Origin of the sequence: Vibrio sp. STUT-A16 (assembly GCF_026000495.1) — a bacterium.
Classification (GTDB): Bacteria; Pseudomonadota; Gammaproteobacteria; order Enterobacterales; family Vibrionaceae; genus Vibrio; species Vibrio diabolicus.
Genome location: NZ_AP026765.1, coordinates 1,265,012 through 1,289,300, shown reverse-complemented (window position 1 = coordinate 1,289,300; position 24,289 = coordinate 1,265,012). Strand labels below are relative to the sequence as shown.

Below are 24,289 nucleotides of genomic sequence, written 5' to 3'. Positions count from 1 at the left end.
GAAGAAGATGACTGACTTCAACACTCAGCAAGCTGACAACCTGTCTGAACACGTTTCTAAGAAAGAAGCAGAAATGGCAGAAGTACTGGCAAAAATTGTCCGCGACAAATATCAGTGGGTAGCAGACCGTAAGGTGTCTCAACCGCTAAGCACATTTCAGTCTGATTTGCTGCCATCGGACCGCAGCTTCTACGATGCACTGAGTTGCGAAAAGACAGCATTCATCACCGAATGTAAGAAGGCGTCTCCTTCCAAAGGTTTGATTCGTGATCACTTCGACTTGGATTACATTGCATCGGTTTACAACAACCATGCTGATGCAATTTCAGTATTAACAGACGAGAAATACTTCCAAGGTAACTTTGACTTTCTTCCTCAAGTGCGTGGTCAAGTCAAACAGCCAGTTCTGTGCAAAGACTTCATGGTAGATACCTACCAAGTTTACCTAGCGCGTCATTACAGTGCTGATGCTGTCTTGCTAATGCTGTCTGTCCTCAATGATGAAGAGTACAAAGCCCTAGAAGAAGCAGCACACAGCCTGAACATGGGCATTCTGACCGAAGTCAGCAACGAAGAAGAGCTTCACCGTGCCGTTAAGCTGGGCGCTCGCGTTATCGGCATCAATAACCGTAACCTTCGCGACCTAAGTACCGATTTGAATCGTACTAAAGAACTGGCGCCGACAATTCGCGAATTAGCACCAAACGCGACGGTAATTTCAGAATCTGGCATTTATACGCATCAACAAGTTCGTGATTTAGCGAAATACGCAGACGGATTCTTGATTGGTAGCTCGCTGATGGCAGAAGACAACCTAGAGCTTGCAGTACGCAAAGTCACGTTGGGTGAAAACAAAGTCTGTGGTCTCACTCATCCAGATGACGCAGCAAAAGCATACCAAGCTGGCGCCGTGTTCGGTGGCCTGATTTTTGTCGAAAAGTCGAAACGCGCCGTTGATCTTGAAGGTGCGCGCTTAACCATGAGCGGTGCTCCACTGAACTATGTAGGCGTGTTCCAAAATCACGATATCGATTTTGTTGCTTCTGTCGTGACCTCTTTGGGTTTGAAAGCGGTGCAACTGCACGGTCAAGAAGACCAAGCTTACGTAAACCAACTCAAAGCCGAACTGCCAGCAGCGGTAGAAATTTGGAAAGCTTATGGCGTGACTGATGCGAAGCCAGAACTACTTGCAGACCACATTGACCGCCATCTATTAGATACTCAAGTTGGCACCCAAACTGGCGGAACTGGTCAAGTGTTCGACTGGTCACTGATCGGTGACCCAAGTCAAATTATGCTAGCAGGCGGACTGTCGCCAGAAAATGCTCAACAAGCAGCGACACTAGGTTGCTTGGGATTAGATTTAAACTCTGGTGTAGAAAGCGCGCCAGGCAAAAAAGATTCACAGAAGTTGCTCGCGGCCTTCACCGCCATTCGCAACTACTAAAGCTGGACATCAGCTAAAAAATTTAAAGCTATTCGTAGCGAAAAATACGAGAAGGAATATAACGATGGCAAAACTGAATGCCTACTTTGGCGAATACGGCGGTCAGTACGTTCCGCAAATTCTAGTTCCAGCATTGGAACAACTAGAGCAAGCGTTTATCGACGCGCAAGAAGATCCAGAATTCCGCAGTGAATTCATGACGCTTCTTCAAGAGTATGCGGGCCGTCCAACGGCTTTGACTCTAACTCGTAACCTAACTAAAGGTACGAAAACCAAACTGTACCTAAAACGTGAAGACCTGCTTCACGGTGGCGCACACAAGACCAACCAAGTGTTAGGTCAAGCTCTGCTTGCGAAACGCATGGGTAAAAACGAAATCATCGCAGAAACCGGCGCAGGTCAACACGGAGTAGCAACCGCACTAGCGTGTGCACTACTTGGCCTTAAGTGTCGCGTTTACATGGGAGCAAAAGACGTTGAGCGTCAGAGCCCAAACGTATTCCGTATGAAGCTAATGGGCGCGGAAGTCATTCCGGTTCACTCAGGTTCAGCGACACTTAAAGACGCATGTAACGAAGCGCTGCGCGACTGGTCTGCAACTTATGAAGATGCGCACTACCTACTAGGTACAGCAGCTGGTCCTCACCCATTCCCAACCATCGTGCGTGATTTCCAACGAATGATCGGTGAAGAAACTAAGAATCAGATTTTGGCACGTGAAGGTCGTCTTCCTGACGCCGTTATCGCATGTGTGGGCGGTGGTTCAAACGCGATTGGTATGTTTGCTGACTTCATCGAAGAAGAAAGCGTTCGCCTCATTGGTGTTGAGCCAGCAGGTAAAGGTATCGATACTGACCAACACGGTGCACCACTTAAACATGGCAAAACGGGCATCTTCTTTGGTATGAAAGCGCCATTGATGCAAGATCCAAACGGCCAAGTTGAGGAGTCTTACTCTGTATCTGCGGGTCTTGATTTCCCTTCAGTTGGTCCACAGCACGCACACCTAAACGCAATTGGCCGTGCAGAATACGACAACGTAACTGACGACGAAGCGCTCGAGGCATTCCAAGAACTGGCTCGCAGCGAAGGGATCATCCCAGCTCTAGAGTCTTCTCACGCTCTAGCTCATGCATTGCGCATGGCTCGTGAGAATCCTGAGAAAGAACAACTATTGGTCGTAAACCTATCTGGTCGTGGTGACAAAGACATCTTCACCGTACACGCCATCCTAGAAGAAAAAGGAGTGATTTAATGAGCCGTTATGAGAAGATGTTTGCGCGTCTAAACGAAAAAAACCAAGGCGCATTTGTACCGTTCGTAACGGTTTGCGATCCAAACGCAGAACAATCTTACAAGATCATGGAAAACCTCGTTGAGTCTGGCGCAGACGCCCTTGAACTTGGTATTCCATTTTCAGATCCGCTTGCAGATGGCCCAACCATCCAAGGCGCTAACATTCGTGCGCTAGATTCAGGCGCTACACCAGATATCTGCTTTGAACAAATTGGTAAGATTCGTGCTAAATACCCAGATCTGCCTATTGGCCTTCTGATGTACGCGAACCTAGTTTACTCACGCGGTGTCGAAAACTTCTACGAGCGCTGTGCAAAAGCAGGCATCGATTCTGTTTTGATTGCAGACGTACCAACCAATGAAAGTGCAGAGTTTGTTGCAGCAGCAGAGAAGTTTGGTATTCACCCAATCTTCATCGCACCGCCAACGGCAAGTGACGAAACACTGAAGCAAGTATCAGAACTGGGTGGTGGCTACACTTACTTGCTTTCTCGTGCTGGCGTGACAGGCGCAGAGACAAAAGCAAATATGCCAGTTGGTCACATGTTAGATAGATTAAACCAGTTCGATGCACCACCAGCGCTGCTTGGCTTCGGTATTTCTGAACCAGCACAGGTGAAACAAGCAATAGAGTCTGGCGCAGCAGGGGCCATCTCCGGCTCAGCTGTGGTGAAAATCATTGAAGCGAATGTCGAGCAGCCACAAATTATGCTCGATAAACTTGGTGATTTTGTGTCAGCGATGAAAGCCGCCACTCAGAAATAATTTGCATTTGATGTAACGCTATAGCGCCCGCTTAACATTCTGTTTAGCGGGCGTTTTCTTGTATGGCGTTTATACCATATCATTTTTTATTCAACGCCCGCACTTTCCAAACCAATCTAAAGCATAGCAATCAAAGAGTGATAAACTTTGCCACTTAACCAGCACACATAATAGCTAGAGCAGGATGCAGTAAGGTTGCACATGGAAGAAGTCAAAGCATTATTAGCCAAATGTCCTGTATTATCAGGGCTGCCCGAGAAAGGACTTAGTGAAGCAGCACAAATAGCTAAAATTCGCTGTTTCGACGAAAAAGCACTGATTTGCAATAAAGGGGAACCTCAATCTTCTCTTATGGTCATTGCACAGGGTGCCGTACGAATTAATTCGATGAGTTCAAAAGGCAAAGAAGTCACATTAATGATTTTCGAGGCAGGAGGCTGGTTTGGAGACAATGTTTTTTCTCCCGGCATGCCCCGTATTTTTGGCGCAACCGCGCATTCGGGCGTGACCTTACTGGAACTACCTGGTGATAAGTTTCGCCAATTACTCGCCAAATATCCTCAAAGTTATCCTACGATTCTCGACTTACTTAGCCGCCGCTTATGGTCTGCCATTTCTGTTATCGAAGATGATGCGATTAGAGGAATCGAAGAGCGGATTGCAAGAAGGTTGCTGTTGCTTGCTGAATACCAACACAACCAAGCTATCAATACTCAGCCGTGTGTCGTGAGAGTGACTAGAGAACATATCGCCAACATGATGGGGCTAACTCGTCAAAGTGTTCATAAAGTACTAAAAAACTTAGAGAGTATTGGGATGCTAGAACTGAAATATGGTTCAGTGACCATTACTAATCCAAAACGCTTAGAAGCGCACATAAAACAACTCGAACAATAGAGTAAATAGATAGTTCATGTGTACACGCTAGCGAGAGATTGCCATTTTCTATTCTTGAGTAACGTGCACAACACCACTCGCTCCAGACAAGTGGCGCTGTGACCCGAAGTTCATTGAATTGACTAAGCCACATTCAATTCAGATTTCAATTCACGCTTTAAAATCTTTCCTGTTGCACTCATCGGGAGATGCTCACGAATTTCAACATAACGAGGATATTTAAAAGAGGCTAACTGCTCTTTGCCCCACTTTTGTAATGTTTCCGCGTCAATGTACTCTCCCGGTTTAAGCACAACGTAAGCCTTTATCTCTTCGCCATACTCTTCATTTGGAATCCCTATCACCGCTACCATTGAGATTGCAGGATGAGTCATAAACACTTCTTCAATTTCTCTAGGGTAAACGTTAAATCCACCTCGAATGATCAGATCTTTCATTCTATCGACGATAAATAGATTACCTGAACTGTCAAAACGGCCAACATCACCAGTATGGAACCAGCCATTTTGTAGCGCGGATTCAGTGACTTCCGGGCGGTCAAGGTATCCCTTCATAACATTATGCCCACGCACAACAATCTCACCTTCTTCACCGATCGGTAGCGCATTGCCTTCAATGTCGACAACTTTTACTTCAACGCCTTGAATCGCTTGACCTACCGATCCTGGTATACGTTCCTGATCTAAATGATTAAAACATGCAATAGGACTTGTTTCTGATAACCCGTATCCTTCAAGAATTGGGACATTAAATTGTTCCTCAAAGGATCTAAAGATTTCGGTTGGCAACGGGGCTCCACCGCTGATAGCAACACGTAGTGAGAATGTATCAAATTGGTGCTGGACATGAAGCAAGCCGATATACATCGTTGGCACTCCAGCAAACAACGTCACTTTGTGTTTTTCCATCAGCTCAAGAACATGTTTAGGCTCAAACCTAGGTACTAACACCAAGGTTGCCCCGCCCAAAACACTAGCATTTAAGTGGACGGTTTGACCAAAGGTATGAAATAAAGGCAAAGTTACTAAGTGAATATCATCGGCCTGGCTACCCATAATGTTTTGTGCCACCAGAGCATTCATTATGATGTTCTGCTGCGTCAGTTCAGCTCCTTTTGGTAAGCCCGTCGTCCCTGATGTATACAAAATAACACAAGTATCATCCGCATTACGCGGTACATAATCTGACAATGGTTCTGCATCCGCTATAAACGCATTGAGAGTTGGCACACCATTCCATTCGTTTTCAACTTGAGATTGAGTCATCACGACCATATTTTCACATATCTCGGCCTGCTCAAACGCTTTAACCCCCTCTTTTGCCATTGGCAGTTCTGCTGTCCCTTCAAAACAGAAGTAAAACTTCGCTTTTGAATCTTCTAAGTGATACTTAATTTCTCGCGCTTTCAAAAGCACATTTAATGGGACAGCAACCGCGCCAGCTTTTTGTATCGCATAATAAACAAACGCGAAAAAAGGAATGTTTGGGCATGAGAGCGCAATACGATCGCCCGGAACGACCCCTTTGTTGATTAAAGATGCCGCGATCTTTCCGGTAATCGCATCAAACTGCGCATAAGTTATCTCGACATCACCACATATCAACGCCGTCTTATCTGGTTTACTCGCAGCATTTCTTTGTAATGCAGCAGCAAGATTCATCATAATCGCTTCACCTCTTACTTGTTGATTTTCGTTTTATCGGCTCGGGAGCATTAACAGAGAGAGCACTCCCCTACACTAAAATGTTGGTACTTAATATTTGTCTCGCCCATTTCTGATTAACATTATGTTTACAATGCAATAAAAACTAAGAATGTAAAACAATTAACATTTCACAAAGCTAATTGGTAAAAGTGTGAGCTTGAAAGAACTTAATTGTTATAAATATCAATCCAAGTCACGCAAGACGCAGACTACGCTCGCAAACACAAAACTCATCTCAGTTAACAAAAAACAAACAAGAAAAAGAAATAAACAAAAACAATTACACAGCTAATAGGCATAACAAAAATCAATAGCAAACGTTTGCCATTGAACAAAACTTTATCGTTCGTCAATAAAATATCGATTAATCCATCAATAATACCTTGCTGCATATTGCCAATTGTAAACGATAAGTGTAAAAAGCAAGGCGAGATAATTATCCATAAAACCATTCATGGTTAGTGGGTAATTTTAGGATTTTACATTTTATTAGCACAGAGGTTATGGAAGTGTTAAAAGAAAAGAGTTTGCTAAACAACATTGGCGTACAAGTCGTAATCGCCATGATCGTGGGCACAGCCGTTGGTGCCATGATGGGTCATGATGCGACAGTGTTCGCTCCTTTAGGTGCTATCTTTATCAACTTAATCAAAATGTTGGTTATTCCTTTGGTCGCTGTAGCCTTGATTTCTGGCGCAGCTGGTCTTGGGAACAGCCAGTCAGCAGGCAAAGTTGGCATCGTCACTCTAGGTTATTTCGGTTTAACATCCGCCCTAGCCGTTGCGCTTGCACTATTTATGGGTGAAGTATTCCAACCAGGCATGGGGATCGACGTCTCTGGCGTTGAAGGCATGTTCTCAGCAGAATACGCTTCAAAAGGTGAATTACCTACTTTCTGGGCAACCATCACTGGTATGATCCCAACCAACGTTTTCCAATCACTAAATGAAGCAAACATCCTACAGATCCTCGTTTTCTGTATGTTCTTTGGTATTGCAATTTCTAAGCAAGCAAAAGAGCGTCGTGAGCCAATCATTAATGGTGTTAACTGCATCGTTGACGCAATGGTTTGGATGATCAACAAAGTGATGATCATTGCCCCTATCGGCGTGTTCGGTCTGATGGCAGAAGCAGTCGGTACATTCGGTTTTGGCGCACTAATGGTGGTATTCAAACTGTTCGTTGTTTACGTTGCCGCAATCCTAATCTTCGGTTTCGTTGTTTACCCAGCAATGGTGCATATTTTCACCAAGACATCAGCGAAGAAGTTCCTATCTTCAATGAAAAAACCACAAGCTGTTGCGCTTTCAACGGCCTCTTCTATGGCAACACTGCCTGTCACAATGGACACCTGTGAAAAAGAACTGGGCGTAAAAAATTCAACCGCGTCATTTGTTCTGCCTCTAGGCGCAACGATCAACATGTCAGGTAATGCGATTTACTATGGCTTGGTTGCTATCTTCTTTGCTCAACTGTTCAATATCGATCTAGGTATGGGCGCTTACATTGCAATTATCGTAACGTCTACATTGGGTGCGGTTGGTCAAGCGGGTGTTCCTGGTCCTTCTTTCCTAGTGGTTGCCGTGCTTCTTGCCGCTGGCATTCCAATCGAAGGTTTACCACTGCTATTCGCTCTTGACCGTATTTTCGATATGATTCGTACAGCACTAAACATCACTGGTGATGCAGCATGTGCAGTTATCGTTGATGCGCTAATAGAAGAGGAAGCGGCAGAAGCTGAGCTTAAAAAGCAAGAAGCTTAGTCCTTTCTCGAATGAACTAAAAACCGCTCACTATGAGCGGTTTTTTTGTCTTTTCTTGCATTACGTAACTATATAAATAGAAACCAATAGCATAAATTTATCAAAATGATATAAACCATTACAAAATATAAAAAACGTCAGAACTAGGTTATATCATGAGTCTTAAGCTGTCTTTGGAGCCCCTCGCCAGTACAGATTTGCCGATCGAGTCAAAACAACAGGCGCTGGTTGACACGGTTCTTCTTACTCTTACACCGCAAGAAAGGTCTTCTCTTTTTCAACAAGTTGCTTTGTATAGAATAAAGCTTCTTAAATCCCTCTTTCCTAAATACGCATCTAAGAGTCTGTCCGTACTGTTTGAATTAATAGATTATCGAGATTTAGTACAGCAGTATCCAACGCCTTTCTCCGAAGAGGCGCTCTTAATTGAACAAATTGCCGCAGATTGTTACCCGCATTGGATGGTTTTCTGGTGTGAATGTGAGATTGCTGCGATCAAGCAAAAATCTCTGTTAAACGATCAATCAAAAAACCAACTAGAACTTCCGCTCAAAGACGAAGTCTACTACGGAGTGGTAATTGATAAGATCGAAGAATCCCAGCTTATGGTGTGCACACCAAACCATCCGCACATTATGACTATCAGCGATGCTGTGGCGTTAACTAACCTTGAACTTTTTATCAAAGGTAATAAATGGTTTGAGATGCTACCTCTCCTATCCATGTCACAAACTGGAAAACACTTTCTTTTACTCAAACGATCAGGCTTTGAAAAAACCAAAGTGCTTGTTTCTTCGATGCTCATTCAGGATTGGGAGACTCGGGACTCTTGGCTAAGCTATACACCACAATTTAGCAATTCAAAGTGGAACTATTGCTTCCCTAACTCAGCCTTTTCGAACCTAAAACGCTTGGGAATTATAGAATCAACCAGCTCTTCAAAGATTCAGTCTATCGAAGAGTTTGACAACATAGTGAAAACAGCACTAATAAATAAGCATAAGGTTTGTGAAATCCTTAGATTAGCAGTCACTGGAAATACACGGCAGAAACTTTATTATATATATCTTACTCAAAAAAAACTCACTCAATTATTGCATGAACTTGGATATAAAATTAGTTTTACAGTTATAGACCAACCATTTATCCTCGATTTTTACTCTAACATCAAAGAGGAAGGATACTACAACTTAGGATTTTGTGATTTAAATAATGATCATATTTTAACTTATCGTGGTTTATGGAATATAAACATATTGAAAGACGAGTTTAATAAAATATCTTTTTTTGATTATATTAGATTAGTTAAGAAGGTAAAAGGATAAAAAGAGATGCAAATTTCCAAATTACCAACAATTCTAATATTGTACCCAAAAGCAACCGCACTCCTTTTAATAGTTTTACTGGTATTTATTTGGTTGATTTATTATTGCATCCAGTTGACAAACAAAGAAGAAAAGATATTAGGCACCTACCATTTCTCGTACATTGCTTATTCTGCCTGCATTATTGGGTGGATTATCAGTAATGCTTATTTTCATACCAACTTTCTCCTAAAACTAGGGGCTGATTTCGGTATCGTTATGGCACGAGTAGCCAACATTACCTCTTCATTAGCCTTCTGTTTCGCCTATTACTTTTCATGCCAACTGTCTGCCGAGCAGAGGAAAAGCAATATATACCTATGGCAAAGGTGGCTCATAACCATTGTTGTTTTTTATTCCATATCAGTGAACATAACGCCTGGGCTAACCGTAGAGAACATTAGCATAATCAACACCAGCCAATTCATAATTGAGTTTGGAAACCAAACGCCATACTTTTTTTTCACTATGTTTTGTTTGATGATTCTTTGTTTAGGTAATCTTATTACCATGCGTAAATATAGCAATCGTCTAGCTCTAGCAAAAACAAGTTACATGATCGCTGGGATATTAGTGTACATGTTATCCACAGTCGTCATACAAATAGGCATTACTTACTTCCTAAAGGATTTCTCGTTAACTTGGCTTCCTCCGGCATTATCAGTGAGCGAAATGTTATTTGTTGGCTATGCATTGTTAACATCACGATTTTATAGTATAAAATACCTTGCCTATTTGATATTAAGCGCTCTTTTCGCCTGTATGCTTCTGACTATTCCTCTTGGGATAATATTTATTCCACTCTCTGATAATGTACAGTGGTTAGTTGCAATACCTATATGTGCTTTAATTGGGATGACTTGGAGAGTCTTATATGAAAAAGTAGGTTATTGTACAGCACTTTTAATTTATGGTACCAAAAAAACGCCTGTACAAAAAATATTGGAATTAGAAAAGGATTTTAAAATATCTATCGACGATGCAATGCGTCGCCTTGGTACACTACTACAAATCCCAGATGACAAATTACGCTTGGTCACAAGTAACTATAACGAGGCGTTTTACGAGAGATATCTGTCATCGAACAGAACAGTATTAATTTTGGATGAACTATCACAGGAATTAGAACACAAAATATCGGTCAAAAACTCTATAAAAGTGCTCTACGATAGAATGAGTTCTAATGATACCGCTCTTGTTATGCCATTATTTGGTCATTGCAAATCCGTTAGCCACTTTTTAGTCTCGCCTCACAAACTTAACAATCAAATGTTCTGTAATGAAGAAATCTCAGCACTGCAGACCTTATTGACCCGTATACAAAGCTCAATAGAAGCAGATCGGCGTATAAGACAGAGTCATGCGTTGGCGAATTCAATTGCCCATGAAATGCGTAACCCTCTCGCTCAAGTGCAATTACAACTTGAAACCTTAAAACAGCATATTGAATCAAACGCTTCACTTGATACGTTAAAGAGAGAGATTGATAAAGGAGAAGCAGCGATTCAACGCGGTCGCCAATTGATCGACATCATTTTGCGAGAAGTCAGCGACAGCTCACCTGAGCATGAGCATTTAGACATTACTTCAATACATAAGGCCGTCGATCAAGCGGTCAGCCGTTATGGCTTTGAAAACGATCAAATAATCGAAAGAATCAACCTGCCCCAAGAGCACGATTTTGTCGTGAAATTAAACGAGACTCTGTTTAACTTTGTCATTTTCAATTTAATTCGCAATGCTATCTACTATTTTGATTCTTATCCCGATAGTCAAATTGAGATTCGTACTCAAACAGGGGCCTATGAAAACGTTCTGATCTTCCGAGATAGTGGTCCTGGCATTGATAGCAGTATTTTACACAAGATATTTGACGAATTTTTCTCGTACCAGAAAAGTGGCGGCAGCGGCCTTGGCTTAGGCTACTGTCAACGCGTTATGCGCTCTTTTGGCGGACGAATTGAGTGCCAGTCTGAATTAGGCGAATTTACAGAGTTCTACTTGTATTTCCCGGTCGTCCCAAACGCCCCCAAGCCAGAGACGTTGGGAGCACCGGACTTCAATGGCTGGAAAGTAAATGCACCACATTCTGAACCTCGCACAACCCAACACGTACAAGTAACCAACGATGCACCAACAGTGCTCATTGTTGATGACAAAGAGGTGCAGCGTACTTTGGTTCAAATGTACTTAAAGAGGCTGGGAGTCAACAGCTTACAAGCAAATAATGGCGCTTCTGCGGTGGAGCTATTTCAGTCGCACAAGATTGATTTGGTGCTTATGGATGTACAGATGCCAGTGATGAATGGATTTGACGCAAGCCAACGAATTAAACAAATTGCGTCTTCCGTTCCGATCATCGCACTATCTGGAGAGTCTGGAGCCAAAGAGCTGGAGCTCATTGCGAAACTCATGGATGACAGACTTGAAAAGCCAACCACATTAAATGCGCTCCAAACCGTCATCAAGCGCTGGTTGCAACATGAGAGTTTTGCTACTTCCAACACTTTCTAATTTGCGAAGATAAAACTGGCACTAGATGTGCATTACTGAAGTAAATCGAATTATCCAGAGGGTCAAGCAAGCTGCAAATGGTTAGCGGATGAGCTTGATAAGGAGATCGCCATGTTACTTCATCGACACACATACTACGGCTTGATTCATCATGGAATCAAAGCGCTACTACTCGATCGCTTAGGCCACTATACAGAAGAAGAATACCATCAGTATCTGAGCCTAATGACCGGCAAATCCACTTGCTTTACGATGTCTCTCGAAGAGCTTGAAGCAACCGTTGATAATCTGTTACGTGAAGGCTATTTAGAAGATGTCAAAACACTTATTTCTCAATATCAACGTGTTGCTTAAATCTTAAATTCTATCAACTCAATTGCCGCTCTATCGCGGCAATTTTTATGCCTTCGATTTACTACTTCATCTTTGCGAAATGTTGCTTGTTGTATCATTCAGTCAGGGGATTACTTCTCTTACCTCTAACCTTGACGGTATTCACATCTTGTCAGATTCCGTTAGACTGTCTTCAATTCACTAATTAGGTAGATTTTGCCACCATGAAGCAAATCCTAGATTTTATCCCACTCATCGTCTTCTTCGCTTTGTACAAGATGTACGACATCTACGCAGCAACAGGAGCGCTGATCGTTGCAACGGCAATTCAGCTTGTCGTCACCTATGCTCTGTATAAAAAAGTCGAGAAAATGCAGCTAATTACGTTCGTTATCGTGACGATATTCGGCAGCATGACCCTTTTCTTCCACGACGACAATTTCATAAAATGGAAAGTCACCATCATTTATGTGATTCTAGCTATCGGTTTAGCAGCGAGTCACGCAATGGGGAAATCAGCCATCAAAGGCATGTTGGGCAAAGAAATTTCGCTACCTGATGCTATTTGGGCGAAGATCAACTGGGCTTGGGTCGGCTTCTTCTCATTCTTTGCTGGTCTGAACATTTATATCGCTTACGAGCTACCACTGGATGTTTGGGTCAACTTCAAAGTATTCGGAATGTTGATTGCGACATTTGCCTACATGATTGCGACTGGCTTCTACATTTACAAACACATGCCAAAAGAACAAAAAAATAACTCATCCGATGTGTCGACTGATGATTAAAAACTCAGTTTTGCTATAATCCGCGCACTTTGCAGCGACCTTCGGGTCGCTGTTTTGCTCCATGTATCACTAAACCGATCAAACGACATACCGGATTCAGACCATTCTTGCTGCTGTAAACCAACTTTCTCTGGTCCGGTGTCTGCGTTTTTTTTAAGGACCTTTGGTTCTAGGTATTTACTATGTTGGCGCTTAGTTTGAGCGCCTTTAAGATTTAGGATGTCACAATGAGTCAAGAAATTAGCTCTCCGAGAGGTCAACTGCTGCTTCGTACCCTTGCAATGCCTGCCGATACTAATGCCAATGGCGATATTTTTGGTGGTTGGATTATGTCTCAGCTCGACCTAGCAGGTGCGATTCTGGCCAAAGAGATCTCTTCTGGTCGCGTTGTTACCGTTTCAGTGTCAAGCATTACCTTCAAGAAGCCTGTAGGTGTTGGCGATGTCGTTTGCTGCTATGGCGAATGCACTAAGATTGGTCGCACCTCAATGAGTGTCGATCTGGAAGTATGGGTCAAGCCGGTAAAAGCACACGGTGTCGGCGAGCGCTTCATGGTTTGTGATGCGACTTTCAACTACGTAGCCATTGACAGTGAAGGCAAACCACGCCCGGTTCAGAATTAGTCAACCTACAGCGCTAACTGTTAGAAAGGATCTCACATTTTCTGTTGTTCACTTGTGAGAGACACAAAAAAGGCGTTAAATTAACACTTTACCCTACCAATTAAGGAACTATGCTATGTGGTATGTCATCTTTTCTCAGGACGTCGAGAACTCTCTGGAAAAACGCATGAGCGTTCGCCCGCAACACTTGGAGCGCTTACAAAAGCTTCAAGACGAAGGTCGCCTTCTTACTGCTGGCCCTATGCCTGCGATAGACTCTGACAACCCAGGAGAAGCTGGATTTACGGGCTCGACTGTCATCGCTGAGTTCGCCTCTCTAGAAGACGCTAAAGCGTGGGCAGAAGCCGATCCTTACGTAGCGGCTGGTGTTTACGATAATGTAATCGTGAAACCGTTCAAAAAAGTGTTTTAATTTATGAAAAAATTACTGTGTCTTTTCTTGGCATTTGGTGCGTTAGCGGGCTGTTCATCTACCGATGATAATCAACGCCAGCTTGAGCTATTGGCATCAAACCGAGCGGGAGTCTTGTCCGCAGGTCTCCCTTTGGAATACGGTCCACTGCAGATAATGCGTGTCTCATCCAACAAAAATGTTGTTGAAATGATGATGATTTATAACGATGACGCACTCGGTGCAAAGCCGTTAAATCAAGTACTGAATACCAGTATCTACACCTATTGCAGTAACCCGGAAGTTCGTAAGCAAATTGATATGGGCTTAATGTACCGTATTAAAGTGCGTAACTCTCGCGGTCAGTTGATGGCAGATGAGTTGGTTTCCGCGCAAACTTGTACTCAAATGAAATAGTCACAGTGAGTGCGTTGTTTTCGATACGAGCAATTCATCCACTATTGCGGGATAGTATAACGACGAAAATGAACGGCTAAGAATAGAAAAACGGAGACAACGGTCTCCGTTTTTATTTGCTAAAAAGGTGCCTTACGCCAGCTCAGCACGAAGTTTCTTCGCCGCTGACACGAGGTTCGCCAATGCCGCTTCTGTCTCTGCCCAGTTACGTGTTTTCAGACCACAGTCTGGGTTCACCCACAAACGTTGTACCGGAATCTTTTCTGCCGCTTTCTTGATTAAGCCTTCAATCCACTCTTCCGTCGGAATGTTTGGTGAGTGAATGTCATAAACACCTGGACCGATTTCATTCGGGTAATTGAACTCTTCAAACGCTTTAAGCAGTTCCATATTTGAGCGTGATGTTTCAATGGTAATCACATCTGCATCGAGCGCCGCGACTGAATCAATGATTTCATTGAACTCGCTGTAACACATGTGAGTGTGAATCTGAGTCTCTGGTTTTGCACTCGCTGCCGAGATCTTAAATGCATCCACCGCCCATTCTAAATACGCTTTGTGATCGCGCTTTTTCAACGGTAGACCTTCACGAATCGCAGGCTCATCGATTTGAATGATATTGATGCCTGCATCTTGCAGATCAGAAACCTCATCACGCAGTGCCAGTGCCAGTTGCTGGGCGATTTCTTGACGAGTAATGTCTTCACGCGGGAATGTCCAACATAAAATCGTTACCGGGCCCGTTAGCATACCTTTCATCTGCTTTCTGGTTAGAGATTGTGCGTACGTCGACCATTCCACCGTAATCGGCTTTTCACGCTCAATGTCGGCAACCACAATGGCTGGTTTCACACAGCGAGAGCCATAACTCTGTACCCAACCAAACTTCGTCGTTTGGAAGCCCGCCAAATTCTCCGCGAAGTATTCCACCATGTCGTTACGTTCTGCTTCACCGTGAACAAGCACATCTAGGTCAAGGGCTTCTTGACGTTTTACGGCATCCGCAATATGTCCTTTTAGTGCTTGGATATAGTCGGACTCAGATAACTGGCCAGTGCGATAAGCGCTGCGCTGAACACGAATTTCACCCGTTTGAGGGAAAGAACCGATTGTCGTGGTTGGCAACAGAGGCAAGCCCAATACTTCAGCTTGATGCGCAGCACGCTCCGCGTAAGGTGCGCTGCGCTCGGCAAGTGACGCAGTAATACTGTTTAAACGTGCTTGAACTTGTGGCTTATTCACATGCGTTGCCGTTTTACGTGCTTTGATTGGCTGGCTGTAGGTATCACAAGCGAGAATCGCATCTTGATCACCATCGAGTGCTCGGCCAAGCAAGGCGACTTCTGTTACTTTTTGTTTTGCAAACGCAAACCAGCTTTTCACTTCCTCACTGAGTTCTGTTTCCAGTTCCAGATCAACCGGGCTATGTAGCAAAGAGCATGAGCTCGCAACCCAAAGGTTGTCGCCCAGTTTTTCTTTTACTGGCTGTAGACGTTCAAGTTGCGCACTCAAATCCGAGCGCCACACGTTACGACCGTTGACCACGCCAGCAGACAGCACCCACCCCTCCGGTAGTTTGGCAACCACGTCGTCAAGCTGCTGAGGCGCGGCAGATAAATCGATATGTAAACCATCCACTGGTAGCTTTACAATTTTGTCTAGCGTATCGCTTATAGAGTCAAAGTACGTCGTTAGCAGCACTTTTACATCGCTTCGAATCACTTGGTACGCTAGCTTGAACGCATCAGCCCACTGACTTTCAAGCTCTAGTGACAAAATTGGCTCATCAATCTGAACCCACTCAACACCTTGACTCGCGAGCTTTGCCAAAATAGCTTGGTAAGCCGTAAGCAATCGTGGCAGTAGCGTCAGGCGATCGAACCCTTCTTCTACCTCTTTACCTAAGTAAAGATAACTGACTGGGCCAAGCAAAACTGGCTTCACTTTATGCCCAGCTTGGGTTGCTTCGTTGACTTCTTCAAACAGTTGAGGCCAACTCACTTCAAATGTATCGTCCTTGCTAAATTCAGGTACGATGTAGTGGTAGTTTGTGTTGAACCATTTAGTCATATCCGATGCTGCAGCGCCCGCACAGCCGCAACCCGCTTGAGATTGACCGCGACCCACTTTGAATAGCGTATCCAAATCAGGGAAACCGTCTGCGTGACGTTTTGGCACGTGACCCAGTAACAACGTGGTCGTCAGTACATGATCGTACCAAGCGAAATCGCCAGCGATGGTAAAACTCAAGCCAGCCTCTGTTTGTGTTTGCCAGTTTTTAGCGCGCAGATCTGCCCCAACCTTTTTAAGCTCTGCTTGATCAATTTCTCCGCGCCAGTATTTTTCCTGAGCGAATTTTAATTCTCGTTTTTCACCGATGCGTGGATAACCTAGTACGTGCGTTGTTGTAGCCATGTCCCTATTCCTTTTTCAATCTTGTTCAATTTGTTTGGGTCAGAGTATCTTTCGTCATAAAAGATGTCTGGATGGCTAAACTATCGCTCTCATCTGCGGTTTGAACAACGTCCATTTATTCAACTTGTTTATTAAAAAAATTCATCATGAGGAGACATGATTCGCAAATAAACACAACAAATAGACGTCTAGACGTTTACATATCCATTTTTTGTCGTTAAGTTATTTATACGATTGCTATTCTGTTCATAGCGAGCAACAAAGGATGAAAGGAATTCATGATAGAGCTAAAACATTTGCGGACACTCACGTCGCTTCGAGACACCGGCTCTCTAACCGCGACCGCGACCGCGTTGCATCTCACTCAATCGGCCTTGTCTCACCAGATCAAAGATTTAGAGGCACGGATTGGGGGACAATTATTCCTTAGAAAAACTCGTCCGGTGAAGTTCACTTCAGAGGGAGAAATCCTATTGCGTCTTGCAGAAGATATTCTTCCCAAACTCGCAAGAGCAGAAAATGATTTGGCAAGCTTGAAAGAAGACGTCAATGGTCGGTTGCATATGGCGATTGAATGTCACTCATGTTTCCAATGGCTCATGCCTGCTCTAAGGGAATATCAATTAGCGTGGCCAAGCGTCACGTTGGATTTTTCATCAGGTTTTGGCTTTGAACCACTTCCTGCACTGTTAGCTGGCGAGTTGGATCTCGTTATCACGTCAGATATTCAACCTCGTTCTGAAGTGCATTATGAACCTTTATTCGACTTTGAAATGCGCTTAATTACCGCGACCAACCACCCACTGGCGGAAAAAGAAGTTATTGATCCGCAAGATCTCGCAGATCAAACCATGCTCTCTTATCCGGTTCAAAAACAAAGGCTAGACGTCGTAAAACACTTCTTGCAGCCAGCGGGTGTAGAGCCCGCCAAATGGAAGCAAGCCGACAATACTCTGATGTTAGTGCAAATGGTCTCCGCAGGATTAGGGGTTGCAGCACTGCCAAATTGGGCGATTTCTGAATTTTCTCGCCAAGGGCTTATTACCAGTAAACCTTTTGGCCAAGGCTTATGGCGTCGCTTATTTGCTGCAACGCGTCACTCAGAGAAAGATAAACGTTACTTACAAGCCTTTTTCGCAACCGCAAGGCTACAATGTAAAAGCCACCTTGACGGAATCAAGATGGCTTAGGGATAAGGATTAAGAAGGTTTAGCGTTGATATGCTTTAAATTGGTTGGTCAATGGATCGTACTGATAACCAAGCATATCAAGCTTGCCTACTACGGACTCTACATCCATTTCATACACCGATACTAACTCGTCAAAACTGTCGCACTCTAAACGTAGCTTTTCATTGACGATACCTAGCAAAATAATGCTATCCAAATTACCTACATTGCTTAAATCCATCGCGACTCTCCTCTTCGACAAGGTATATAAACAAGCGTAGACGTAATCACGTGAATTTAAAGTGAGCGCGATCCAAAACGTGAGTGCCTTATACTCAAGCAACCTAGAAAGGACTTGAGTACAAGCAGTATTGATCTGTTTCTCGACTCGAGATTAAGCCGCCAGAGAGAATAAACCTTGTAGGCTCGTCATTGACGCGAGCGCGAGCAACAGGGCGACGCTCAGTTGAACCTTTTCCGGTTTTTTATGTGTGAAGATATGCCAACACCAAACAATGATTGAAGACATTAGCATGGCTAAAGACAACAAAATTGGTTGTGTTGCGGCGCTCAATGTCGCTTCATTTAACTGGTGAGAAGCAAATAGAGTTGCGATTACCAGCAGCATTCCAGACACAATGCCCGTAACTGGCAAAATGCGGTGAAATGCCTGCAATCTGCTACGAGCGATAGTCAGAAGCAATTGAGAAAATGACGCCCCAAGGAAAAATATCATTATTGCCATCGCAATAGACGCAGGCCAGCTTGGCTGTTCAAATGCTTGAATACTTACATACGCAAAAGCCAAACCATTCGCTAAATGCATCGCCCAAAGAGGGCCTTTTTCACGCGTTTTCTTGGTTTGAACCTGAGAGTAGAAATAGAAAATAGCGAACACGATCATAAATGCTTCAATGCGAAGAGAAGCAACCGCAAGCCACAATAACGCCACTGCTGGCAACATTTTATGAAGACGGCCTCTCTGCCCCGGACAAATATCGCCCTTGATGAGAAGTAAAGTCAGTAGCGCTTGCGCGCCAAATAGCATCGGAGGAAAAGTAACCAGCAATTGTTGAATCATGTTAAATGCACGCTCAAAAGTCATTTTGGGGTGGCGATAATAGCAAATCACCTATCGTCAAACCACCGAAAGTCTATCCCCAAATGTACTAGAACAGCGAGACTTTTTATTCAACAAGAAGCGAGATACTTCAACGCATCTTCTTGAGTTAACACGCCTCTGTATTCTTCTTTTTCATCACATAAAACCCACGGGAAGCGAATGCCTGTTTTGATTAGCTCTCGAATAGCAGCGACGGACAAATGCGCATTGACGAGCACAAACTCCGTGCTCATTATCTGGTTAACCGGGCGTTTCCAAATCCAATTTTCTCGCTCAGTCTCTAATTCTGTCCCCATGGAAGGCGTTAGGTGTAAGTTAACTTGCTCTTTGGTAACTAAGCCAACACAGCGCTTTTCGTTAATGACAACCAACGGCGAACTTGGACTTAAATTCATATATTCCACCGCCAACGATAATGGTTCCCCGGGATCAAGGTGCCTTACCTCTTCATGGCTCAGTGATTGCAATACATCATCTTGTTTTGGTTTGACAGCAACACCCGAAAACAAATGTTCGTAACTTTCCGCTTTCTCCATCAAATCGACAGGCCGAGCACGAGAGAACAAAAAGCCTTGCATGTAATCCACACCTATTTCAGCCAATGTTTGAAGCTCCTGTTCTGACTCCACGCCCTCGGCAACCACTTTTACATTCATTTGCTGAGCAAGATCAGTGACCATTTTGACAATATTATAACTGGTATTGCCATGCTGAATGTTCTTAACGAATTTTCGGTCGATTTTCAGTAAATCAAACTGCCCTTTCTCTAGGTAAGAAAAAGAAGAATACCCTGTACCGAAGTCATCAATCGCAATTTTAATGCCCTCTTTGCGCACTTGCTCTAGCGCTTGCGTATGCTCTTCGTCTTGCTCAAAATACGCTGTTTCCGTCAGCTCAATCGTGACTCGTTTAGGATCGACACCACTGGCTTTAATTAGGTCATGCGAACGCTGAAGAACCTGGAGCGAATCCAATTTAGTATTCAGTGAGCGATTGATGGTTAACCCTATTTCCTCTCCATATATGTCTTGCAAGCGCGGAAAGTGTTTGAGCGCGGCTTGACAAACCTCATCATCCAGAGCCGCAATCAACTCTAAATCTTCAATAACAGTAATCATCTCTTGAGTGCTATAGGCATCACTTTCATGATAAAAGCGGGCTAAGGCCTCGAACTTAACGACTTTACCAGTTCGGCTGTCAATTATTGGTTGAAAATGAACATCCACCAGCCCACTGTCGATTTGCGCTTCCAAAAACGCCTCTAAATGCTGGCGTTTGACTAACTCAGAATGAAGCTCACTATTATAAAAATTAAAATAGCCACCTTCTCCAGAAAGTGAGGACAACATCGCCTGGGCTGCATGCGCTAACGCTTGCTTTGGCCTGTTTGTATCATAGCCGAGGATTGACACACCCGTTTGTCCCTCGACGATAGTGGTATGCATTTTTGTTCCCATTTCATTCCTAAGCTCAGTGAAGAACCCTTTCATCGCAATTTGAATCAAACGTAAAGGACTTAGCCATTGACAGTGAGGAGTTTGTAAACAGACAACAAACACATCCCTAGAAAGTTGACCCGCTATACTGGTGTAGCGGCTTCGCATAATAAAATCGGCGAAGCCTAGTTGCTGTTCAAGTAAGCATTTTTCAGAAAAATTTGGTCTGAGAGTCATGACGATATTGAGTTCTTTACTCCCACTTTCGTTCGCCAAATTAGCTAATTGCAGTTCGAACTCTTCTCTAGAAGGCAAAAAAGCTGACCAATCATGTTGTTGTTCACAGCGATTTTTCATCCACAACAAGGAAGCCGAAATGTCAGTAGAGAAGCCGAGATAAAGAATCCGTCCAGAATGAAATGTTAGCCGATAGATACAAAGATGATGTGCCTGATTACTACCATTTGCAGTTCTACTCAATAAATTACCGCTCCAGTATCCTTCATCATCAATATGTTGCCAGAGTTGGTCGTAAAACGCCTGACTATGGTGAGATGTGCTAAAGATATAGGTTTTAAGTCCAACCAAATCACGGTTTTGATAACCCATTTGCAATTCAAAGGCACGGTTACAACCCAAGATTCGGGTGTCTTCGTCCGCGACTAAAACCCCTACATTCGGTAAATCAAAAATCGTTTCGAGAATTTTCGCTAACTCTTCGCAGCCAGTGATCGTCAATTGAGGGATGATAGAGCCTTGAACAATACGCTCATTGAGCTTTTCAAAGCTAATTGTGACATGTATTAAGCGAGCTTCATTAAGCATCATGCAACAAGAAAAACGACCTTGCCCACCTAGGAGCTCCACTTCTAAAATTCGTTGCCTTAGTGTTTCCTGTTGCCCCATCAGCATGTGCTCAAACAAATCATCTAAGCAGGTGACTGGCGTATTTAACCCAAAAGCATTTGCCATTCCTTGCTGGTCGCATTCGAATTCGCGAGTATCAATCTTGTAAGACCATTCAATCACTGGAGTCGGATTGGATGTCGGTTGCACTTTTTCATGTGCTATTGTTGTTGAGTCACTCATTCCCTAGCCCCCTTTTTAATTAGCCTCATGCTCAGGGTTCGTAGTCAACGTGCCTTATTCTATTTGGGACCTGCTGATCCTCTTGTAAAATAGATTCTGGCAACGTAAGCCAATCGACTTAGAACCTTTTCAGAGCTTGTTCGGCTTTTTGCATTTTCCTATGCATTAATTTGATTATAGGCGTTGTTTTTAATAAGCACATCATTGCTTATTGGTTGTATTAACATTGCGACATTTTTCACGACTCGACCTATAACCATGAGGCTTTCAAGGTGATATTAGACATAAAATCGCCGATATGGCCTTGATATTTTTGCAAACCAAATAAAACTCGATGAACTAAGCTTGAATAGATGAGTTTGGTATAGATACCTGATCCTCAAATCGCTATAATTCGCGCTCCCTGGAACAGAGAGCAAAATATGACCAATAACATCACTCCTATTCATGAGTACAAAAAATACTGGGCAGAGTGTTTTGGTACGGCACCTTTCTTGCCGACCAGTCGCAAAGAAATGGACGCCCTAGGGTGGGATAGCTGTGACATTATCATCGTAACCGGTGACGCTTACGTGGATCACCCAAGCTTTGGTATGGCTATCATTGGCCGTCTGCTAGAAGCACAAGGTTTCCGTGTCGGTATCATTGCTCAACCAGAATGGCAAAACAAAGATGCATTCATGCAGCTTGGTAAGCCAAATCTGTTCTTCGGGATCACTGCGGGTAACATGGACTCCATGATCAACCGTTACACCGCGGATAAAAAACTTCGTCACGATGACGCGTACACCCCCAATAACGAAGGTGGTAAACGCCCAGACCGCGCGACTTTGGTTTACTCTCAGCGTTGTCGTGAAGCCTATAAAGAAGTGCCTATTGTTTTAGGTGGTATCGAAGCCAGCCTACGCCGTGTTGCGCACTACGATTACTGGTCAGACAAAGTTCGCCGTTCGGTACTGTTTGATGCAAAAGCAGATATCTTACTTTTCGGTAACGCAGAGCGTGCACTTGTAGAAGTAGCGCATCGCATCGCAAATGGTGAAGACATCAGCACCATGACTAATATTCGTGGTACAGCCGTGAACCTGCCAACCGCGCCAGAAGGCTACACGGTTATCGATTCTTCTCGCATTGAAAAACCTCGTAAAGAAGCGTTCGTACCAAAGAACCCATACGAAGTAGAAACTCAGTGTGAAACTAAAAAAGATGAGCCAGTTGCACAACCAATCACGATTCGCCCATCACGCCACGATGCTGCGACAACTGCGGTTCGCTTACCTTCTTTTGAAAAACTAAGAAACGATCGCATTCTTTATGCCCACGCAAGTCGTGTATTGCATTTAGAAACAAACCCGTACTCTGGTCGAGCGTTACTTCAAAGCCATGGTGATCGTGAACTTTGGGTAAACCAAGCCCCAATCCCATTGACGACCGAAGAGATGGACTTTGTGTTTGGCCTGCCTTACGCGCGTGTTCCTCATCCTATGTACGGCAAAGCGAAAATTCCAGCGTATGACATGATCAAAACGTCTGTGAACATCATGCGTGGTTGTTTTGGTGGCTGTTCTTTCTGTTCGATTACCGAGCACGAAGGTCGAATCATTCAAAACCGCTCGAAAGAATCGATCATCAATGAGATTGAAGAAATTCGCGACAAAGTTCCGGGCTTTACCGGCACAATTTCCGATCTTGGTGGCCCGACTGCAAACATGTACCGCCTAGGTTGTAAAGATCCAAAAGCAGAAGCGAACTGTCGTCGTCCTTCTTGTGTATTCCCGGGCATCTGTAACAAGCTAAATACAGACCACAAACACACCATCGATCTATACCGCGAAGCGCGTAAAGTTGAAGGCGTGAAGAAAGTGATGGTCGCATCTGGCGTACGTTACGACCTTGCGATTGAATCACCAGAATACGTGAAAGAGCTCGTAACTCACCACGTTGGTGGTTACTTGAAGATTGCACCGGAACATACAGAGAAAGGCCCTCTTGATCTGATGATGAAACCGGGTATGGGCACGTACGATCGCTTTAAAGAGATGTTCGAGAAGTACAGCGCAGAAGCGGGTAAGAAGCAGTACTTAATCCCTTACTTTATCTCTGCGCACCCAGGCACAGAAGACGAAGACATGCTGAACCTTGCTCTGTGGCTGAAGAAAAACAACTTCGAGTGTGACCAAGTACAAAACTTCTACCCATCGCCGATGTGTAATGCAACGTCGATGTACTACTCAGAGACAAACCCTCTGAAACGAGTGAAGTATAAAAAACGTGAAGATGTACCTGTAGCAAAAGGTGAACGTCAACGTCGCCTACATAAAGCGCTGTTGCGTTACCACGATCCAGCAAACTGGCCAATGATCCGTGAAGCCCTAATCAGCATGGGTAAAAAACATTTGATTGGTGACAAACAAGGCTGTCTCGTTCCTGCGGAAGACATTGAAGCACAAACACCTGCACAACGTCGTAAATCTGGTCGTCACGGGGCAAACCGCTTTGCTACGAAACATACCAAAAACCAACCGGGCTTCGGTGGTCATTTGAACAAACGCTCTGAAGGCGGTTCAAAAGATGGTAAACCATCTGGCAACCGTAACGGCTCTGACAAAGCAAAAGGTGGTCAACGTCCTAGCGGCAACGGTGCAAACCGCCCAGCAGGTAGCAAGCCACAAGGTCAAGGTCGCCCACAAGGACAAGGCAAACCAGCTGGTCAACGTAAACCAAAGCGTCGTTAATTCTTCAGCACTTAAATA

The 24,289-nt window shown here is 43.9% G+C and carries 19 protein-coding genes; 14 read left to right on the top strand and 5 right to left on the bottom strand.

The window, feature by feature from the left end; translation table 11 throughout:
- The first annotated feature begins 7 nt into the window (after positions 1-7).
- From trpCF to OO778_RS06090, 4 genes are all read left to right on the top strand, one after another.
- On the top strand, positions 8-1,447 hold the full coding sequence (gene trpCF / locus OO778_RS06105) for a bifunctional indole-3-glycerol-phosphate synthase TrpC/phosphoribosylanthranilate isomerase TrpF (RefSeq protein WP_074191542.1): 1,440 nt from the start codon (positions 8-10) through the stop codon (positions 1,445-1,447).
- 64 nt (positions 1,448-1,511) lie between these two features.
- Complete coding sequence (gene trpB, locus OO778_RS06100; protein WP_005394827.1) at positions 1,512-2,702, top strand: tryptophan synthase subunit beta; 1,191 nt, start codon at positions 1,512-1,514, stop codon at positions 2,700-2,702.
- A complete protein-coding gene (gene trpA / locus OO778_RS06095; protein ID WP_074191543.1) occupies positions 2,702-3,508 on the top strand; it encodes a tryptophan synthase subunit alpha in 807 nt (268 codons plus the stop codon). Before trpB ends, trpA begins: the two co-directional genes overlap by 1 nt.
- 201 nt (positions 3,509-3,709) lie before the next feature.
- Positions 3,710-4,405: a Crp/Fnr family transcriptional regulator gene (locus OO778_RS06090; protein WP_074191544.1), complete on the top strand. Its 696-nt coding sequence runs from the start codon at positions 3,710-3,712 to the stop codon at positions 4,403-4,405.
- A 122-nt stretch (positions 4,406-4,527) separates the two neighbouring features.
- Here OO778_RS06090 and OO778_RS06085 read toward each other — a convergent pair whose 3' ends face one another.
- Positions 4,528-6,069, bottom strand: a complete 1,542-nt coding sequence (locus OO778_RS06085) for a long-chain fatty acid--CoA ligase (protein ID WP_264911029.1) — start codon at positions 6,067-6,069, stop codon at positions 4,528-4,530.
- 545 nt (positions 6,070-6,614) lie between these two features.
- Between OO778_RS06085 and OO778_RS06080 the strand changes: the two genes are divergently transcribed.
- The 8 genes from OO778_RS06080 (at position 6,615) to gspS2 (ending at position 14,304) form a co-directional block, all read left to right on the top strand.
- A complete protein-coding gene (locus tag OO778_RS06080; RefSeq protein ID WP_012841620.1) occupies positions 6,615-7,874 on the top strand; it encodes a dicarboxylate/amino acid:cation symporter in 1,260 nt (419 codons plus the stop codon).
- Positions 7,875-8,029: 155 nt separating this feature from the next.
- Positions 8,030-9,199, top strand: a complete 1,170-nt coding sequence (locus OO778_RS06075; protein WP_047009994.1) for an acyl-homoserine-lactone synthase — start codon at positions 8,030-8,032, stop codon at positions 9,197-9,199.
- Positions 9,200-9,205: 6 nt separating this feature from the next.
- Entirely contained in the window at positions 9,206-11,752 is a 2,547-nt protein-coding gene (locus OO778_RS06070; protein ID WP_264911027.1) for a response regulator, read from the top strand.
- A gap of 111 nt (positions 11,753-11,863) precedes the next feature.
- Positions 11,864-12,106 (top strand): hypothetical protein, encoded by a 243-nt coding sequence (locus OO778_RS06065; RefSeq protein ID WP_005392851.1) that lies wholly within the window; start codon positions 11,864-11,866, stop codon positions 12,104-12,106.
- Between the two features lie 203 nt (positions 12,107-12,309).
- On the top strand, positions 12,310-12,873 hold the full coding sequence (locus OO778_RS06060; protein ID WP_005392849.1) for a septation protein A: 564 nt from the start codon (positions 12,310-12,312) through the stop codon (positions 12,871-12,873).
- Between the two features lie 227 nt (positions 12,874-13,100).
- The gene (gene yciA, locus OO778_RS06055) at positions 13,101-13,496 is read left to right on the top strand and encodes an acyl-CoA thioester hydrolase YciA (RefSeq protein ID WP_005392848.1); all 396 of its coding nucleotides are present in this window, start codon (positions 13,101-13,103) and stop codon (positions 13,494-13,496) included.
- A 115-nt stretch (positions 13,497-13,611) separates the two neighbouring features.
- Positions 13,612-13,908 carry a YciI family protein gene (locus tag OO778_RS06050; RefSeq protein WP_005392847.1) on the top strand — a complete coding sequence of 99 codons (297 nt, stop codon included), beginning with the start codon at positions 13,612-13,614 and terminating at the stop codon, positions 13,906-13,908.
- A 3-nt stretch (positions 13,909-13,911) separates the two neighbouring features.
- The gene (gspS2, locus tag OO778_RS06045) at positions 13,912-14,304 is read left to right on the top strand and encodes a GspS/AspS pilotin family protein (protein ID WP_170902981.1); all 393 of its coding nucleotides are present in this window, start codon (positions 13,912-13,914) and stop codon (positions 14,302-14,304) included.
- A gap of 132 nt (positions 14,305-14,436) precedes the next feature.
- Here the strand turns inward: gspS2 and metE are convergent, their stop codons facing one another.
- Positions 14,437-16,719: a 5-methyltetrahydropteroyltriglutamate--homocysteine S-methyltransferase gene (gene metE, locus OO778_RS06040; protein ID WP_264911026.1), complete on the bottom strand. Its 2,283-nt coding sequence runs from the start codon at positions 16,717-16,719 to the stop codon at positions 14,437-14,439.
- 278 nt (positions 16,720-16,997) lie between these two features.
- On the opposite strand from metE, the gene metR reads away from it, so the two are divergent.
- The gene (gene metR, locus OO778_RS06035) at positions 16,998-17,909 is read left to right on the top strand and encodes an HTH-type transcriptional regulator MetR (protein WP_005392844.1); all 912 of its coding nucleotides are present in this window, start codon (positions 16,998-17,000) and stop codon (positions 17,907-17,909) included.
- Positions 17,910-17,928: 19 nt separating this feature from the next.
- Here metR and OO778_RS06030 read toward each other — a convergent pair whose 3' ends face one another.
- The 3 genes from OO778_RS06030 to OO778_RS06020 all read right to left on the bottom strand — a co-directional run bounded on the left by OO778_RS06030 (position 17,929) and on the right by OO778_RS06020 (position 21,536).
- Positions 17,929-18,129: a DUF4250 domain-containing protein gene (locus tag OO778_RS06030; RefSeq protein WP_005392843.1), complete on the bottom strand. Its 201-nt coding sequence runs from the start codon at positions 18,127-18,129 to the stop codon at positions 17,929-17,931.
- Between the two features lie 153 nt (positions 18,130-18,282).
- Positions 18,283-18,993, bottom strand: a complete 711-nt coding sequence (locus OO778_RS06025) for a hypothetical protein (protein ID WP_074191549.1) — start codon at positions 18,991-18,993, stop codon at positions 18,283-18,285.
- Positions 18,994-19,079: 86 nt separating this feature from the next.
- Entirely contained in the window at positions 19,080-21,536 is a 2,457-nt protein-coding gene (locus OO778_RS06020; protein ID WP_114323247.1) for an EAL domain-containing protein, read from the bottom strand.
- Between the two features lie 422 nt (positions 21,537-21,958).
- Between OO778_RS06020 and OO778_RS06015 the strand changes: the two genes are divergently transcribed.
- Positions 21,959-24,271 (top strand): YgiQ family radical SAM protein, encoded by a 2,313-nt coding sequence (locus OO778_RS06015; protein ID WP_264911024.1) that lies wholly within the window; start codon positions 21,959-21,961, stop codon positions 24,269-24,271.
- Positions 24,272-24,289 lie beyond the last annotated feature (18 nt).